14 protein-coding genes are annotated in these 16,041 nt (G+C 72.0%); 6 read left to right on the top strand and 8 right to left on the bottom strand.

From position 1 onward, the window contains the following. Positions 1–32 precede the first annotated feature (32 nt). The 4 genes from HS041_RS20450 to HS041_RS20435 are packed head-to-tail and all read right to left on the bottom strand — an operon-like array spanning position 33 to position 6,279. Positions 33–1,376: an FAD-binding oxidoreductase gene (locus HS041_RS20450; protein WP_196442248.1), complete on the bottom strand. Its 1,344-nt coding sequence runs from the start codon at positions 1,374–1,376 to the stop codon at positions 33–35. Beyond that, a complete protein-coding gene (locus HS041_RS40100) occupies positions 1,373–3,232 on the bottom strand; it encodes an ABC transporter ATP-binding protein (protein WP_196442247.1) in 1,860 nt (619 codons plus the stop codon). The genes HS041_RS20450 and HS041_RS40100 overlap by 4 nt, the downstream gene beginning before the upstream one ends. 5 nt (positions 3,233–3,237) lie before the next feature. Continuing rightward, positions 3,238–6,075 (bottom strand): type 2 lanthipeptide synthetase LanM family protein, encoded by a 2,838-nt coding sequence (locus tag HS041_RS20440; RefSeq protein WP_196442246.1) that lies wholly within the window; start codon positions 6,073–6,075, stop codon positions 3,238–3,240. Between the two features lie 15 nt (positions 6,076–6,090). Then, on the bottom strand, positions 6,091–6,279 hold the full coding sequence (locus HS041_RS20435; RefSeq protein WP_196442245.1) for a DUF6229 family protein: 189 nt from the start codon (positions 6,277–6,279) through the stop codon (positions 6,091–6,093). 93 nt (positions 6,280–6,372) lie between these two features. On the opposite strand from HS041_RS20435, the gene HS041_RS20430 reads away from it, so the two are divergent. Next, positions 6,373–7,014 (top strand): response regulator, encoded by a 642-nt coding sequence (locus HS041_RS20430; RefSeq protein WP_196442244.1) that lies wholly within the window; start codon positions 6,373–6,375, stop codon positions 7,012–7,014. On the opposite strand, the gene HS041_RS20425 is transcribed toward HS041_RS20430, so the two are convergent. Continuing rightward, positions 6,989–8,209, bottom strand: a complete 1,221-nt coding sequence (locus tag HS041_RS20425; protein WP_196442243.1) for an ATP-binding protein — start codon at positions 8,207–8,209, stop codon at positions 6,989–6,991. The two genes, HS041_RS20430 and HS041_RS20425, sit on opposite strands and share 26 nt — an antisense overlap. A gap of 220 nt (positions 8,210–8,429) precedes the next feature. Further along, positions 8,430–9,002, bottom strand: coding sequence for a TetR/AcrR family transcriptional regulator (locus tag HS041_RS20420; RefSeq protein WP_196442242.1), 573 nt, complete (start codon positions 9,000–9,002; stop codon positions 8,430–8,432). Positions 9,003–9,092: 90 nt separating this feature from the next. Here HS041_RS20420 and HS041_RS20415 point away from each other — a divergent pair, with 90 nt between their 5' ends. The 5 genes from HS041_RS20415 (at position 9,093) to HS041_RS20395 (ending at position 14,117) form a co-directional block, all read left to right on the top strand. Next, a complete protein-coding gene (locus HS041_RS20415) occupies positions 9,093–11,024 on the top strand; it encodes a fumarylacetoacetate hydrolase family protein (RefSeq protein WP_196442241.1) in 1,932 nt (643 codons plus the stop codon). Next, entirely contained in the window at positions 11,021–11,638 is a 618-nt protein-coding gene (locus tag HS041_RS20410; protein WP_196442240.1) for a DUF2867 domain-containing protein, read from the top strand. The genes HS041_RS20415 and HS041_RS20410 overlap by 4 nt, the downstream gene beginning before the upstream one ends. After that, the gene (locus tag HS041_RS20405; RefSeq protein WP_196442239.1) at positions 11,635–12,090 is read left to right on the top strand and encodes a DUF6463 family protein; all 456 of its coding nucleotides are present in this window, start codon (positions 11,635–11,637) and stop codon (positions 12,088–12,090) included. The genes HS041_RS20410 and HS041_RS20405 overlap by 4 nt, the downstream gene beginning before the upstream one ends. A gap of 143 nt (positions 12,091–12,233) precedes the next feature. After that, the gene (locus HS041_RS20400; RefSeq protein ID WP_196442238.1) at positions 12,234–13,451 is read left to right on the top strand and encodes an exonuclease domain-containing protein; all 1,218 of its coding nucleotides are present in this window, start codon (positions 12,234–12,236) and stop codon (positions 13,449–13,451) included. Between the two features lie 180 nt (positions 13,452–13,631). After that, the gene (locus HS041_RS20395) at positions 13,632–14,117 is read left to right on the top strand and encodes a VOC family protein (RefSeq protein ID WP_230879153.1); all 486 of its coding nucleotides are present in this window, start codon (positions 13,632–13,634) and stop codon (positions 14,115–14,117) included. Between the two features lie 129 nt (positions 14,118–14,246). Here HS041_RS20395 and HS041_RS20390 read toward each other — a convergent pair whose 3' ends face one another. Then, a complete protein-coding gene (locus tag HS041_RS20390; RefSeq protein ID WP_196442237.1) occupies positions 14,247–14,969 on the bottom strand; it encodes a class I SAM-dependent methyltransferase in 723 nt (240 codons plus the stop codon). After that, positions 14,969–15,922 (bottom strand): TauD/TfdA family dioxygenase, encoded by a 954-nt coding sequence (locus HS041_RS20385; RefSeq protein ID WP_196442236.1) that lies wholly within the window; start codon positions 15,920–15,922, stop codon positions 14,969–14,971. Before HS041_RS20385 ends, HS041_RS20390 begins: the two co-directional genes overlap by 1 nt. Between the last annotated feature and the right edge of the window lie 119 nt (positions 15,923–16,041).

The following is a 16,041-nucleotide window of genomic DNA, read 5'->3' as shown; positions in this document are numbered from 1 at the left end:
GACCCGGGACGGCGTGCACGGGTGCGGCCCCTTCAGCGCAGGGACTGGGCGAAGCGGAACAGGCCGGCGGGGTCGTAGGCGGCCTTCACCTCCCGCAGTCTCGGCAGGTTGCTCCCGTAGTACGCCTGCGCCCAGTCCTCCAGGTCGGCGTCGGGGTAGTTCGGGTAGACGGCCCCGGAGGCCCACGGCGACAGCCGCGCCCACGCCCCGCACAGCCATGCGTGCGCGTCCCGTCTGCGGCTGTCCGTGGCGCGGAATCCCACCTGGACGGCCTGCTTGAGCAGAAAGCGCGGGGTGCGGTGGACGAAGGCGCTCGCGTCGGGGGCGACACGGGCGATCGCGCCCGCCCAGGGCACGAACTCCAGATCCCGGATCTCGCCGCGGACGCGGTCGGCGACCAGCCGCCCCAGCAGGTCCTCGATGACCACCCGGGGCAGATACCCGTCGAAGAAGCCCGACTTGTTCAGGCGGAGCCCGGGCCGCTCGCCGTACGGCAGCGCCGTGACGGCGCCCTCCCCGCCGTCGGCGTAGGCGTGGTGGCAGGCGGCCGCGGCGCCCTCCAGGCGGGTGAGCCGGAGGCGGTCCAGCGGCGCGAGGTCGCCGACCAGCTTCCCGGCCCACTCCTCCGGCCCGGCGACGATGCCGAAGAGCACGGCGTAGGGCGGTTCTCCGGGCTCGTCACCGGAGACGACGGCGATCTCCAGGTTGACCTCGTCCGGCGCTTCGGGTGCCCAGTGCTGCCACGCGTCGACGAGATCGGCGGCGCGGCCGAAGTCGCAGACCGCCTGGACGGCGGTGATCGGCACGATGGGCCGGGTGCGCAGCGTCAGCTGCGTGACCACGCCGAAGTTGCCGCCGCCGGCCCCGCGCAGCGCCCACAGCAGATCGTCTCCCGCCTCGACGCTCCGCCCGTCGGCCAGGACTGCGCGCGCCGCCAGCAGGTGGTCGGCGCCGAGCCCGTACAGGCGGCTGAACGGGCCGTATCCGCCGCCCAGCACCGCTCCGGCCACGCCGACCGTGGGGCACCAGCCGCAGGGCACCATGCGCCCGTGCTCGGCCAGGCGCCGGGCCAGCTCACCGATCTGCACGCCGGGGCCCACCCGCACGCTCTCCGCGCCGACCTCGATCGTCTTCATCGCGCCGAGGTCGACGAGCAGCCCCGTCGTGGAGGAGTGCTCGGCGAAGCTGTGGCCGCCGCCGCGCAGGGCGAACGGCAGACCGCGGGCGCGGGCGAGCTCCAGGGCACTCACCACGTCCGCCTCCGAGGCGCAGCAGGCAACGGCGACGGGCAGTTCCTCGGCGAGCGTACCGAGGAAGGCCTTGCGCCTGGCCTGGTAGCCCGGCTCGTCGGGGTGGATCATGCGCGGGCCCGTCACCGGCGGGCCGCCTTCCCGGTCTGCAGCGCGTACAGCTCGGCGTAGCGTCCCCGCAGCGCCAGCAGTTCCTCGTGCGTGCCCTCCTCGGCGATGCGCCCCCGGTGCAGCAGGTAGATGCGGTCGGCGTGCCGTACGCTCGTCAGCCGGTGCGTGATGAGCAGGACGGTCCGCTCCCCCGCGATCTTGCGGAGCGTCTCGTAGACGGCGTACTCCGCCTTGGCGTCCAGCGGCGCGGTCGGCTCGTCCCAGATCAGCAGGGGCCCGTCGCGGAAGAGCCCGCGGGCCACGGCCAGGCGTTGCCACTGCCCCGCCGACAGCTCGTGACCGCCCCTGAACTGCTTGGACAGCAGGGTGCGCCATCCGGCGGGCAGGCCGGCGACGACATCGTCGGCCGCGGCGAGCGCGGCGGCCTCGTGCAGGACGCGGTCTCCCGGGTCCGGGCGGTCGTGGCGGCCCATGCGCACGTTGGTCCTGACGTCGTGCGGCCAGCGGACCGGGTACTGCGGCACCAGGACCACGCGGTCGGCCACGGTGTCCGGGTCCAGATCGGCGGTGTCGAGCCCGTCCCACCGCATGGTGCCGCCGGTGGGCCGGTAGAGACCGGCCAGCAGCCTGGCCAGCGTGGTCTTGCCCGAGCCGTTCTCGCCGACGAGCGCGATCGTCTGGCCCGCGTGGATGGTCAGGTCGATCTCCCGCAGTGCGGGGCTCCGGCTGCCCGGATAGGTGAAGCCGACGCCGTGCAGGGTGATGCGCTCGGGGGAGCGCGGCGCCGCCGTACCGCCCGCCGGCGGTCTCCTGGCCTCGGCGTCGGCGAGGAAGTCGTGGTAGTCGGCGACGTACAGCGCCTGCTCGAACAGCTGGTTGGCGGCCTGGGCGAGCTGCCGCAGCGACGCGGCCGCCACCCTGACGGCGATCACCGCGGTGCCCGCCGCGGCCAGCACGATCCAGCCGGAGTGCAGCATCAGCCCGAGGCCGGCCAGCACCCCCGCCATGGCCAGGCCGCCCGCGGCGCGGCCCGCGGCCTTGATCCGCGCCATGGACAGCCCGACCCGTGTCTCCTCCGCCCTCAGCACGTCCGCCGCCCGGCGGTACTCGGCCAGCACGTACGGCTGGGCCTGGCAGGCCCGCAGCTCGCCCGCCGGTTCCCGCTCGGTGGCCAGCTCGGCGAGCTGGTCCACCCGGCGGTTCAGCGTGACCATGCTCCTCATGCCCGCGTACCCGAGCTGCGCGGCCTTCAGCACCGCCCACGCCTCCGGGATCACGCTGACCACGAGCAGCGGCACCAGCAGCGGGTGCAGGACGGCCAGCCCGGCCGCCGCCGCCGTCACCCCGCAGGCGGCGCCGAGCAGGTCGATGGTGTTGCCCGCCGAACGGTCGAGGTGGAACAGCCCACGGTCGCGTGCCCGGTGCAGGCCGTCGTAGAAGTCCACGTCGTCGAAGTCGGCGAGCTGCACGCCGAGGGCGGCGGTGAACAGCCGCTCCTCCGCCGCCCGCCGCAGCGCGGGCTCCAGCCGCGCCCTGGCCAGCTCCACCGCCGCCTCCGCCGCGCCGCGCAGGGCCACGATCGCGGCGACCAGGGCCAGGCCGGGCACCGCCGCCAGGAGCCGGTCGGAAGCCGCTCCCGAGGCCAGCAGATCTTCCAGCACCGCCGTGGTCGCCAGCAGCCCGCTGGCCGTCGCGGCGCCCGCGGCGAGCTGGAGGACGAGGATGACGAACGCGGGCCGCCGCCCGCTCTCCCAGATGAGCCGCAGCACCGGCGCGGTGAGCGCGGGCAGCCGCCGCAGCGTGCGCCGGGGCCCGTCCGGCCGGTCCAGGTGCCAGTAGGGGGTGGCGAGCTCCTCCACCTCCTCTTCCACCGGCTTCACTCCAGGTCCGGGAGCAGGACGGAGGGCAGTGCACACTCCGGGTGCATGCGCAGCAACTGGTAGGCCACCCCGCCCAGACCGGGTAGCAGGCCCGGCGCGAAGGCGTCTCTGGCCAGGCCGCTGACCGGGCCGTTGACTTCCAGGCTGCCCAGGATGCGGGCCTCCAGCAGCTCCCGCTCCACCGGCGCGACCCCGGCCGCCCGAGCCTGTTCGATCGTCTCCCAGCAGCCGAGGTCGCCGTGGCAGAGCGTGTGGTTCCAGCCGACGCCGTCGGCCCAGCAGGAGGCGGCGGCGCGCGCCAGCCGGTCGCGCCAGTGGGCGCCGCCCTCACGGGCCAGCCGGTCGGCGGCGACGATCCCGATCCCGCCCGCGCCATGGCACCATGCTTTGGCGGCGAAGCCGTCGTTGCGCAGGTCCAGCCAGCCGCGCTGGTCCGGGTCGTAGAGGGAGTCCTCGTAGGCGAAGGCCGCCTCGGCGAGCTCCCGCATCTCCTCGGAGCCGTCGGGGGATTCCGCCAGCCGCGCCAGGGCCCAGCCGATGCCGGTCGCGCCATGGGCCAGCCCGCCGAGCCCCTGCGGGAAGCGCGGGCTGGGCCAGCAGACCCCGCCGGAGCGGCGCTCCGCCAGCCCTGCCAGGCGTACCCCGACCGATCGGGCCAGTTCGGCCCACTGCGCTTCCCCGGTCTCCCGGCTCAGCCGCAGCAGTGGGACGATCGCCCCCGCCATCCCGGAGAGCAGGTCGTAGTTGTCGTCGGCCTCGATCGACTCCGGGAGCAGTCCGGCCAGCACGCGGGCGCGTTCCAGCGCCTCCTGACCGGCCACGCCGAAGGCGCGCAGCAGCAGCCAGCCCCACGCCTGCGAGGCGATCCCCAGGTAGGCGCCGGGCGGCTCCGGCCGCACCCGCATGGCCTCCTGCCGCTTGGCGGCGTCGCGGTCCTCCATGCGGCGTATGGTGCGCAGGACCGCCTCCAGCAGGCCGGGCAGTTCCCCGACCGGCTCGGCCCTGCCGTCCGCGGCCTCGCCGATGTAGGCGGCCAGCAGGAACGCCACGCCGTGGGCTCCGCCGTACAGGTCGGGCGAGAGCGGCTGCACGGCCCAGCCGGTGGGGTTGAGCACGGGCGTGATCCAGGTGACCGTGCCGTCCGCGCCGCGCACGGCGCCGTCCAGGACGCCGCGCATGATTGCGGCCGCCGCCGCGCGCCGCCGGGGCTCCAGGCGCTCGGTACGGATCAGGCCGGGTGAGAGCCGCGCGTCCTCCGGCATCCAGCCCTCGTTGAGGTAGGCGCTGACCAGGGCCGCCTGGGCCACCCGGCGGTCCAGGCCGTGGTCGCGCGCCCGCCAGCGGGCCACGGCGTCGGCGATCAGATCGTTCTCCGGGCCGCACCTGGTGTCGGCGGGGCCGCGCAACATGCCGACGCGCGGGGTGGTGTCGAACATCGGGATGTCACCGTGACACAGCTCCTCCACTTCGGCGGCGATGATGGCGGGGTCGCCGGGGGCCCCCGGCACGTTCTCCGACATCTTGGCCAGCAGCGCGGCGGCCTTCGCGCGGGCGGGCGCCTCGTCGTGGAGGGCGGCGGGATGCCAGAGCATGCGGCCCAGCTCGGCGTACGACTCGGTGGAGCGCAGCACCGCGCGGACCGGGCAGTCGGCGAAGCCCGCCAGCAGCGGCTCCAGCTTGCCGGACCGGTCCAGTTCGGCCAGCCGGTCGTCGAGCTCGTCGAACCCGGTGATGATCACGTCCCAGTAGCGGCCGAGCACCGGTTCGGGGCTGGGATGGTTGGCCGCCAGGGGCAGTTCCACCCGCTCGGTGCCCATCCGGGGGCTGTCGGTGCCCGCGCCGAGCACCACCGGCAGCTCGACCTGCGGCTGCTGGCCGGGAAGCGCGCCCGCCCCCGACATGTCCACGCCCCGCCATCCCAGGGCCACCCCCCGTCCGGGGAGCAGCCCGGTGCGCATCACCGAGGTGTCCACCAGTTCCACGGCCAGGTCGACGGCCTGGCCGTACCCCGAGGGGCGGGCTTTGGCGTGTGGGGCGAACAGGCTCTCGCAGTCGACGACCACGGGGTGCGGTCCGGCGGCGATGAGGTTCTCGGCGTGCAGGTCGCTGCCGCCGAGCAGGCGCATGAGCGCCAGCCAGTGGCCCATGCCGCGGTAGAAGGCGCGCAGTTCTCCGGCTCCGGCGCAGTGGCGGTGCTCGATGTGCTCGGCCCAGCCGTACCCCTGCCCGGTCACCACCGCGGGCACGCGCATGGTGGAGTCGCCGAGGTGGGTGAGCAGCCCGGCGAGTTCCGCGTCCACCGCCAGCGAGCGCGGCTTGTAGACCACCCGGCCGTCCGCGGCGTGCAGCACGACGACTGTCTGCCCGCCCCGGTGGCTGTCCCCGGCGCCGAACTCGACGCGTTCCAGCGCGCCGGACGGCGCTCCCGGGAGCGTGGCCAGCGCTCCGCGGTCGGCGGCGAAGCGTTCGGCGAAGCGCGCGGCGGCCTCGCACCGGTTGCGGATCGCCGTCGCCAGCCTGGGCATCATGGTGGGGTACGGCACCGCCAGACCGTCCCAGAACGCCGGTTCGGCGACGCTCCGTTTCCATTCCTCCCAGCGGGCGGCGGGGTCGGGGGCGGTCAGCCGACCGGACAGCCGGGCGGCGTTCAGCTCCAGCACCAGCACCCTGGTGATCTTGCGGCGGACGTCCTCCTCGACGGACAGCGCGGCTCCCGCCAGGACGGCACCGCGCTCGGACGGGGCGAGGCCGGTGAGCGACCCCAGCCGGGCCTCCAGGTCGGCCAGGGCTGGTCCGATCAGCGGGTCCAGCGGAGGGTCGAACTCACCGGCCATGCGTTTCGGCCCCTCTCAGCAGCACATGTAGGTTCGGGAGCCCGAGCAGGCGGTCCCGCAGCGGCCGGAGTAACCCGGCCCGGTCATCGTGATCTCGGACTCGACGTACATGCCGGGCAGCACCGGGCCGACCGGGCTGTCCGGCTCGTCGCCCGACCTCCAGGCGGCGATGATCTCCTCGGCCCTCTCGAGCGTGACGGTCATGCTTGCTCCCTTCTCGGACTTGGCGCCATGATCCACGTCCAGTCTCTGGACCGGTAGCCGCCATAACTGCGCACTTGACATGAATTGCCGGATATGGGAAAGACAGACGTGATCACCGTTTCTGTAGTGGACGACGACCGGATGCTCATCGAAGGGCTGGCCGCCTGGCTGGCCGGCGTGCCCGACGTACGGCTGACCGCCTCGGCCGCCACTGTCGCCGAGTTGCTCGAAACGGAGCCGTCACCGGCCGACGTGGTACTGCTCGACCTGCTGCTGGCCGACCGCTCCGACCCCGTGGACAACGTGCGCACGCTGGCGCGGCTGCGGCGGCGGGTGATCGTGGTCAGCGTGGTGACCTCGGGCGACATGGCCAGGCAGATGATCGACGCGGGAGCGGGCGGGTACCTCACCAAGGACCACGACCTGGCGGCTCTGGTGGCGAAAGTCAGGGAGGTGGCGAAGGAGGAGGTGGCCGTCTCCCCCGAGCTGGCGCTGGGCTGGCTGGCCGATCGCAACGACGATCGGCCCGTTCTGTCTCCGCAGGAGCGTGCGGTGCTGCTCGCCTACGCTTCCGGCATGACGCTCAGCGCGGCGGCCCGCAGCGCCGGGGTGCAGCCGGGAACCGCCAAGAACTACCTGGAGCGCGTCAAGGACAAGTACCGGAAGGCGGGCCGTCCCGCCTACACCAAGCTGGAGCTCGCCACCCGCGTCAGAGAGGACGGTCTGGCCACGTGAGCTCTACGCACACCCCCTCGCCGGGAGCCGTGATGATCTCCGCGCTTCCGCCGATCTCGCGCATGCGCCCGATGACCGAGGAGCGCAACCCGTAGCCGGGCTCGACCCCGCCGGGATCGAAGCCCTGGCCGCGGTCGACCACACGGACGGTGACCACGCCGTCCACCTCGACGGCGGTGAGCCAGGCCTCCCGCTCTCCGGAGTGCCGGACCACGTTGTTGAGCGCCTCCGCGCCGGCCTCCGCCATGGCCGCCGCCACACCGGCCGGCAGGTCCTCGGGCAGCGCCTCGGCGGCGTAGCGCACGCACAACCCCAGCCCCGCCGCCCTGGCCACGACGCGGGTCAAGGCGTTGCCCAGCCCGGTGGCGGGGCCCGCGGCGTCTTGTCCGATCAGCGCCCGGACGTAGGCCGCGTCGGCCGCGCACCGCCGCCGCACCTCCTCCGTGTGGTGGTCCAGCCCTCCCCGGGCGATCGCGGTCAGCGTGGCCAGGACCGTGTCGTGCAACTGCCGGTAGTGCGCCAGCCTGGCCTGCTCCGCGGCCTGTTCGGCCTCGGCCGCCCGTCGCTGATCCGCCAGGACGTCCAGTCGCGCGGCCTGGGCGGCCAGGTAGCGGCGGATGAAGAAGACGATGACCGCGAACCAGACGTAGCCGTTGACCCGCACGGCCAGCTCCAGCATGGGCGGGAAGCGCTGGCCGAGGTCGTCGGCGTGCGCGATCGCGTAGACCCCGATCGGCGGCAGCAGGGCGGCGAACTGGAGGGGGCGCTCGCTGACCGCGCCGATCAGCGCTCCCGTCGCCAGCAGGGCGTGCGAGGACCAGTTGGTCACGCACGTACCCGACCCGGGCAGGCACGCATCGGTCACTCCGATCATGAAGGCGCAGGTGGCCAGGACATCGATCACCACGGCCTGCGGCGTGAACCATCCGCGCCGCGCGACCCAGCGGAACAACGTCACGTTCCAGGCCAGGGCCAGCGCCAGCAGCACCGCGTTGCGACCGCGGGCGGAGAAGAGCGCCTCACCGGCGAACAGGCTCGCGCACGCGGGCAGCAGGTAGCTGAGCCGCTGCAACATCAGCAGCATCGCCACGAACCGGCGTACACGCTCGCCGCTTGGCCTGGACGCCAGGAACAGCGGATCCCGCCAGCCGAGGGAGCCCCGTCCCACCGTGGCCTGTTGGACGGTGTCGCGCACGGATGGTGGCTGCATGCGAAGTGACGCCCTTCTGACGAACCGGACTCAACGATCTATCGATCTTGACGCGCTCTCAAGAGCAGGCCGTACATGAGCTTGTTCCGCTTTGACGGGCACCGTCGTCGTGACGGTCGAAACGCGCAGGGCGGAGCGGGCCCACCGCGCCCACTCGCTGCTGGAACGCGCCGGACGGTGCCCCGAGCCGGAGGGCGGCGCGGCGTCAGGTCCGTCCGGGACCCGCCGGCAGCAGAGCGCGGATCGTGGCGTGCACGGCCTCGAGGTCCACCGCCTCGGGGGCGACCCGCCACTGGGCGTGAACGCCGATGACGGCTCCCACCAGCAGGACCGTCAACGCCTCCGGGGTGGTTCCGGCGGGTAGCGCTCCGGCCGGTATCCGGGCCTGCACCCCCTTCCGGAGCGCCGCGTGGAGCCGCGCGTAGTGCTCGCGGACCGGCGAGCCGACCTCCACGGCCTCGGCGAGCAGGGTGATGAACAAGCGCGTGGCAGGCAGGCGGATGAAACCCATGACCTGGTCCAGCAGATCGCCGGGGCGTTCTCCCGCGGGCGGGGCGAAACCGGTCAGCACGGCCTGGAGCCGGTCGTCGACCACCGCTTCCAGCAGTCCCAGTTTGTTGCCGAAGTGCCACGGGATGGAACCGCGGCTGATGCCGGCCTTGTCTGCGATGTCGATGAAGCTCGTCTGCCGGTACCCCTTCTCGGCGAAGAGCTCGGCGGCGGCCGCCACCAGCAGCCGTCGGCTCTCCTGAGTCCTCTCGATGCGTCGCGTGGCCATGCGAAACATCTAACCAGGCATGCCGGTCGGCAGACCAAATGTTGGCTGATATAGCCTATGTCAGCCAACACAGAAACAAGGAGGTTCTCCATGCGCTGGGTGACGTACGCGACGGACGCCGGGGACCGCGTCGGGGTGATCGGCGGGGACCGGATCCACCCCGTCACTGCGGGTGTGAGCCTGCTCGAGCTCATCGGCCGGGGCGGGGAGGAGATGCGGGCGGCCGGGGAGGCGGCCCTGGCATCGGCGGAACGGACGGTTCCGCTGGCCGAGGCCGGGCTGCGCCCGCCGATCCCGCGCCCACCCTCAGTCCGCGACTGCCTGTGCTTCCTGGACCACATCCGCAACTGCCAGCAGGCCGCCGGCTCGCCCCGCACGCTCAAGGACGCCTGGTACCGGATCCCGGCCTTCTACTTCGCCTGCCCCTCGACGATCGTCGGCCCGCACGACGATGTGACGGTCTCCCCCGGCAGCGCCTGGTTCGATTTCGAGCTGGAGATCGCCGCGGTGATCGGCCCGGGTGGCCGGGATCTCACCCCGGAGCAGGCCGAGGAGCACATCATCGGCTACACCATCTACAACGACTGGTCGGCCCGGGACCTGCAGATGCGCGAGACGCCGCTGGCCATCGGCCAGGCCAAGGGCAAGGACGGCGCGACCACGCTCGGCCCGTTCCTGGTCACCCCGGACGAGCTGGAGCCCTACCGCCGCGACGGCAGGCTCGCCCTGCGGGCCGAGGCGAAGGTCAACGGCGTGACCGTCGGCTCGGGCCGTACCGACGCCATGGACTGGAGCTTCGGCGAGGTCATCTCCTACGCCTCGCGCGGCGTGGACCTGGTGCCCGGTGACGTGTTCGGCTCGGGCACGGTGCCCGGCTGCTGCCTCGTCGAGCACCTGTCCCTCACCGATCCGGCCGCCTTCCCCGGCTGGCTGCGGGACGGCGACATCGTCGAGCTGACGGTCGAGGGGCTGGGCCGTACCCGCCAGACCGTCCGCGCGTCCGCCGCGCCGTACCCGTTGACACCCCGGCACGATCCCGACCGGCGCCCGCCACGCCCGCGCGTGAACCGCGCCCCGTCGAGGCTTCCCTACACCCGCGGTCTGCACGAGGTCGGCGCGAGGGTGTGGGCCTGGCTGCTGCCCGACGGCGGGTACGGCTGGAGCAACGCGGGACTGGTCGCGGGCGAGGGCGCCTCCCTTCTCGTCGACACCTTGTTCGACCTGCCGCTGACGGCCGAGATGCTCGACGCCATGCGCACCACCACTGATCGGCACCCGCTCACCCACGCCGCCATCACCCACTCCAACGGCGACCACACCCACGGCAACCAGTTGCTGGGCGAGCATGTCCGGATCATTGCCGCGGAGGCCACCTGCGCGGAGATGCGGCATGAGATGCCTCCCGAGATGCTGGCCGCCACCCAGGTCGTGGACATCGGCCCGGCGACCCCCTACTTCCGCGAGCGCTTCGGCGCCTTCGACTTCAGCGGCATCCGCCTGCGACTGCCCGATGTGACCTACGACAGGGAGCTCACTCTGGACATCGGCGGCCGCGAGGTGCGCGTGATGGACCTCGGCCCCGCCCACACCGCCGCCGACTCGGTCGTGCACGTGCCGGACGCGGGCGTGCTCTTCGCGGGCGACCTGCTGTTCGTCGGCTGCACCCCGATCGTGTGGAGCGGCCCGATCGCCAACTGGATCGCCGCCTGCGACAAGATGATCGCCACCGGCGCCGACACGATCGTCCCCGGCCACGGCCCGGTCACCGATCCCGACGGGGTCCGCGCGGTGCGGGGCTACCTCACCCACGTGATCGAACAGGCGGACGCCGCGCACGCCCGCGGCCTGTCCTTCTTCGAGGCGGTCGAGGCGGTGGACCTCGATGAGTACGCCACCTGGCTGGACGCCGAACGGATCGTGGTCAACCTCCACCGCCGCTACCGCGAACTCGATCCCACCGCTGCGCCCGATCTGGACCAGATGACACTGATGGCCATGATGGCCGAAAGGGGGCTCTCATGAGGCTGCCGGAGACCGCGCACACCTCCCGCCCGTGGCGCATCCACGACCTCACGAGCGACTTCTCGGTCGAGGATGTGTGGTCGTTCCGCACTCCCGGCGCCGGGCCTGACGACTTCCCGGCGATGCTCGCAGCGATGCGAGCCGCAGGCGGACCCGCGAAGCACCCCTGGCCGGTCAGGTCCTTGTTCGCCCTTCGGTGGAAGCTCGGCGCACTCCTCGGCTGGGACGAACCGTCAACGGGCGTCGGTGAGCGGGTTTCCTCGCTTCGCGACCGCCTGCCCGGCGACATCCGCGACGCCCCCCGCGGTCCGGACGACGAGAGCATGCCCCTCAAGGCGATCTACGAGCTCGACACGGAGGCCGCTCGCGAGCTGGCGAACAAGACCGTGCACACAGTGATGCATCTCGGCTGGGTCCGAGGGACGAACGGCGACCATGAGCTGCGGATGGCCGTCCTCGTCAAGCCCAACGGATGGTTCGGTCGGCTCTACATGGCCGCCATCGCGCCCTTCCGATATCTCATCGTCTACCCGGCCCTCACCCGGCAATGGGAACGGGCCTGGCGCGACCGCACCCGTCCCGAGACGGAGCACGAAGAAGGGACGTCGCGATGAACTCCGGAAAGCGGCTGCTCCGCTGGGCGAGCGGGATCATGCTCGTGCTGGGGACAGGGCACCTGTCCTTGCTCGCGCTCGTCGCCTGGGAGGACATCGCCGGCTGGGTGGACCGCGGGATGTGGGCAGCCGTCCCGCTCGCGCTCACCGACGGAGGCGCCGTCCAGGCGGTGGAGTCCCTTCAGAACAAGGTCACCTTCTGGGCCGGTCCGGGAAGCTTCTCCGTGCCCCTGATCCTCCTGGGCTGCCTGACATGGCACCTCGCTGGACGCGGGGTGGCGGTGCCCGCCGCAATCGGCTGGGGGCTCGCGACGTGGTGCGCCCTGGGCGGCGTCCTGCTCGTGCCGTCCCCCTTCTTCGCCGGGATCGTCTCCGGGGCGCTCATCATCGTGGCAGCGCGGAAGGAAGGCCGACCGGAAGCGGCCAGGGACCGGGAGAAGGAGCCGGCGTGATTCGCACCCTCACGCGAGCGCGGCAGGCGGCCGATCTCCGATCCCGTTTGTCACGAGACCATTACGCTGTGCTTATTTGCGCTGCTCATCCGGGCCTAGCATGTAATCGTCCGCGGAGACGGTCACTGCAGAAAGGCATCGCGATGCTCGACGACTCCTCCGGCTACGCGGTCATCGACGTGGAGACCACGGGGCTGCATCCCTCCCTGCACGACCGGGTGATCGAGATCGGCGTCGTGCACCTCGATCCCGCAGGCGACGTCACCGGCGAGTGGAGCACCCTCGTCAACCCCGGACGCGACCTCGGCCCGCAGCGCGTCCACGGCGTCACCGCCGCCGACATCCGCCACGCCCCCGCCTTCGCCGACATCGCGGGCTCCTTGGCCGCCCTGTTGCGCGGACGCGTCCCGGTCGCCCACAACCTCCCCTTCGATCTCGGCTTCCTGACCTGCGAGTTCCAGCGGCTCGACGTGAGCGCGCCGCTCCGCCACGACGTCGGTGTGTGCACCATGGCCGAGGCCGTCCGCTTCCTCCCCCACGCCCCGCGGACCCTCGCCGGTTGCTGCGCCCTGGCCGACATCCCGCTCGTCGACCACCACGACGCGCTCTCCGACGCCCGTGCCGCCGCCGGGCTGCTGCGTCACTACCTCACCCTGACCGGCCCCACTCCCCCGTGGCACCCCCTGCTCGCCACCGCGACGCGAACCCCCTGGCCCACCCTTGCCGACATCGCCACACCCTGGGTACGGCGCGGCGTCTCCGCCGAACGCGACCCCCACTTCCTCGCCCGCATCCTCGACCGCCTTCCCCGCGTCCCCGAGCCCGCGGCGGCCGACTCCTACCTCGCCCTGCTCGACCAGGCTCTGCTCGACCGGCACGTCTCCGCCACCGAGGCCGACGGCCTCGTCCGGCTCGCCACCGACCTCGGCCTGACCCGCACCGACGCTGAACGCCTGCACCGCGACTACCTGACCGCGCTCGCGCACGCCGCCCTGGCCGACGGCGTCGTCACCGCCGCCGAGCGGGCCGAACTGGACCTGGTCGCCGTGCTGCTCGGCCTGCCCGGCGACTCCGCCGACGAGGCGCTCACCCGCGCCTCCCGGGAGTCCTCCCCCTCGTTCCCCCGCTTCCGGCTGCTCCCGGGCGACCTGGTGGTGTTCACCGGCGAGATGGGCGACGGCCGCGAGGCCTGGGAGACCCGCGCGCGTCAGGCTGGATACGTCCCCCACTCCAACGTCACCAAGAAGGTCCGGCTCCTGGTCGCCGCCGACCCCGACACGCTCTCCGGAAAGGCGCGCAAGGCCCGCGCCTACGGCATTCCCATCGTCACTCCGGAGGCATTCGGCCTCATGCTGGGCTGAACCGGCCTTGAGCGAACCACGCCGGGTTCCGTGGGGGCGGATGAGCGCTCACATTGCGAACCGCATCTTCGGGGCGGCGAGCAGGGCCGCGCCGGCGGTTGACCTGAACCAAACTTGAGCTTCTAGGTTCCTCTTGGGCCGCAGGAACCGACCGGCGGCTCCTTTCCGAGGAGGTTCGCCATGACCGAACGCACAACTCACATCGAGATCCCCGACCGCTACCACTACGCGGTGATCCCGCACATCATGGTCGACGACGCCGCCGCGGCGATCGATTTCTACCAGCGGGCGTTCGGCGCCCGTGAGGATTTCAGGCTCGACGCTCCGGGCGGCGGGGTCCTGCACGCCGAGATCACCATCGGGCGGTCGGCCCTCATGCTGGGCGACGCCAGCGGGGGCGAGGCGGAGACCGCCTCCTTCGCCGCGCCGGCCTCGCTCGGCGGAGGCACATCCGTCACGCTGCACGTCTTCGTGCCGGACGTCGACAGCCTGGCGGAGCGCGCAGAAGCTGCCGGCGCCGAGATCCTCCAACCGCCGAAGGACATGTTCCACGGCGACCGCACCGTCATCCTCAAGGACCCTTCGGGTCACATATGGGTGTTTCTGACCCACGTGGAAGACGTCTCGGAGGAGGAGCTTCGGCGCCGCCTGGCCGCCGCCGGGTGATCGGCCGCCGTGCACGCGGCGACCAGGCCGAATATCGAGGACCGTACGTGACGGAACTCGCCCGCTGGAGCACTCGGGCCCTGTCTGACACCCCGCGCGGGCCCTCGGCCCCGGCCGTCATGCGACTCGTCACTTGATCGCTCGGATGCCCACGATGGTGGGGTTGGCCCGGAAGTCGTCCCAGAATGCGTCCTCGCCTTCGGCTGTCAGCACCGCGGGAAGGATCTCCACTGAGCGGAAACCCGCTTCGCGCAGCGCGGTGACTATCGGTTCCTCCTCCCAGAAGCAGGCCTGGAACGAGATGGGAGGGTCCACGTGCGCGGTGACCGTCAGTTCCTTTCCGCCTGGGAACTCCGCGTCGGGACGATGGGTCAGGCCGTACGCGGTGGCCTTGGGGCCGCTCCAGTCGAAGCGAGGATTCATCTCCACGCCCACGTAGACGCCCCCGCGGGCGAGGTTGTCGTAGATGGCACCGGCCATGGCGGACAGGTCGAGCCGGTTGCGGGCGTAGCACAGCAGCCACACCGCGGTGACCATGTCGAAGCGGCCGACGGTGTCGAGCAGCCGGGCGTCGCAGACCTCGTACCGGATGCCGAGCGGCTCACGGGCCTCGGAACGTTCGGCGGCGGCGACCATTTCCTCGGAGATGTCCACTCCGAGCACCGAGGCCGCGCCCGCGCGGGCGAGGGTCCTGCTGTACCAGCCGGTCCCGCACGCCAGATCCAGCACGGACCTGCCCTCAACCTCGCTGGTCAGCGCCTCGAACGTCGCCCGCTCGGGGCCGCGGGCCAGCGGCATCTCCCGCTTGAGCCGCTCGTAGGACTGGCCGATCCCGTCGTACTGGGTTCCCATCAGGCGCTCCTGCGGCCGGGGGACGCCAGCTCGCGCACAGCGCCGACGATGTCGTCCTTGGCGTAGCTCTGGGCGTTGTAGAGAGAGCGGCGCGGATCACGGATCTTGCGCCTGCCGTGCATGAGCCTGCTGTTGTCCACCAGCGCGATGTCGCCCTCGTGCCAGTCGATCTCGTCGGTCTCCAGTTCCGTGGCTTCGATGACCTGACGCATCAGCATGGCGTCCAGCGGGCGGCCGTCCTCAAACTCGATCACCGGAGGCTCGTAGTTGACCGACGGGGTCAGGATGCTGTTGGCGAACGCGATGTCGGTGCCGAACAGCGTGGTGTGGGCGGCGTAGGTGAAGTACTTGTAGTGCACGGAGCCGTCAGGACGTAGCTGGTATTTGACGTCGACGTCGTCGTCGGTCACCGTGAGCAGGTCGTCGAAGGTGATCTGCTCGACGGACTTGGCGCCGTCGAGAAGGCGGAAGACGAGGTTCTTCCACTTGTCCTCAGGCATCGGCCTGGCGAAGGTGATCCGCGTGGACAGGAACAGCTCCTGGGTGCGCGCGGGCAGCCGGTCCCACACGTACAGCCCGTCGCAGATGGTGGTCTGCGAGCCGATCTTGGCCGGGGTCTCGCAGTAGAACCACACCAGGTCCGGCACCCACGGCGTCGCGCCGTTCTCCACATGCAGGCCCTGCGGTACCAGGCCGGCCTCGATCTTCTGCGCGACGTTGCCGCCCGCGAACTTGCGCGCCGGGTCCAGGGTGATCCGCGAGGACACGCTCTGGATGAGCGCGGAGAATGTGACCGGGTCGGAGTCGAAGCCGCGCAAAACGACGTAGCCGTGCTCGGCGAGTGCGGTCATCAGCTCGATGCGGTCGACGGTGTCCACTCCGGCGCGGTCGGCGGTGGTGACGACCAGGCCCTTGCCCTCGGTGTGATCGGTCGTGACGAAACGGTCCAGCATGGTTCAAGCCTCCATTGAGATAGGGCAGTCTCCTGCTTTTCCCGGTGGTTTTCTCTGGGGAACCGGTCCCCTCTCGCAATAAAACTCTGCTGCATATCTGCCGGGCGGACCAGGAAATC

Source organism: Planomonospora sp. ID67723, from assembly GCF_015711605.1.
GTDB lineage: Bacteria > Actinomycetota > Actinomycetes > Streptosporangiales > Streptosporangiaceae > Planomonospora_A.
The sequence above is the reverse complement of the archived record's forward strand: the minus strand, read 5'-3'. Positions and strand labels throughout refer to the sequence as shown.

What these genes read in the sequence shown, in the direction of transcription:
- HS041_RS20440 (WP_196442246.1), bottom strand. Translation starts at nt 6,075, where the DNA reads ATGGCCGGTGAGTTCGACCCTCCGCTGGACCCGCTGATCGGACCAGCC.
- HS041_RS20435 (WP_196442245.1), bottom strand. Translation starts at nt 6,279, where the DNA reads ATGACCGTCACGCTCGAGAGGGCCGAGGAGATCATCGCCGCCTGGAGG.
- HS041_RS20430 (WP_196442244.1), top strand. Translation starts at nt 6,373, where the DNA reads ATGGGAAAGACAGACGTGATCACCGTTTCTGTAGTGGACGACGACCGG.
- HS041_RS20420 (WP_196442242.1), bottom strand. Translation starts at nt 9,002, where the DNA reads ATGGCCACGCGACGCATCGAGAGGACTCAGGAGAGCCGACGGCTGCTG.
- HS041_RS20415 (WP_196442241.1), top strand. Translation starts at nt 9,093, where the DNA reads ATGCGCTGGGTGACGTACGCGACGGACGCCGGGGACCGCGTCGGGGTG.
- HS041_RS20410 (WP_196442240.1), top strand. Translation starts at nt 11,021, where the DNA reads ATGAGGCTGCCGGAGACCGCGCACACCTCCCGCCCGTGGCGCATCCAC.
- HS041_RS20405 (WP_196442239.1), top strand. Translation starts at nt 11,635, where the DNA reads ATGAACTCCGGAAAGCGGCTGCTCCGCTGGGCGAGCGGGATCATGCTC.
- HS041_RS20400 (WP_196442238.1), top strand. Translation starts at nt 12,234, where the DNA reads ATGCTCGACGACTCCTCCGGCTACGCGGTCATCGACGTGGAGACCACG.
- HS041_RS20395 (WP_230879153.1), top strand. Translation starts at nt 13,632, where the DNA reads ATGACCGAACGCACAACTCACATCGAGATCCCCGACCGCTACCACTAC.
- HS041_RS20390 (WP_196442237.1), bottom strand. Translation starts at nt 14,969, where the DNA reads ATGGGAACCCAGTACGACGGGATCGGCCAGTCCTACGAGCGGCTCAAG.
- HS041_RS20385 (WP_196442236.1), bottom strand. Translation starts at nt 15,922, where the DNA reads ATGCTGGACCGTTTCGTCACGACCGATCACACCGAGGGCAAGGGCCTG.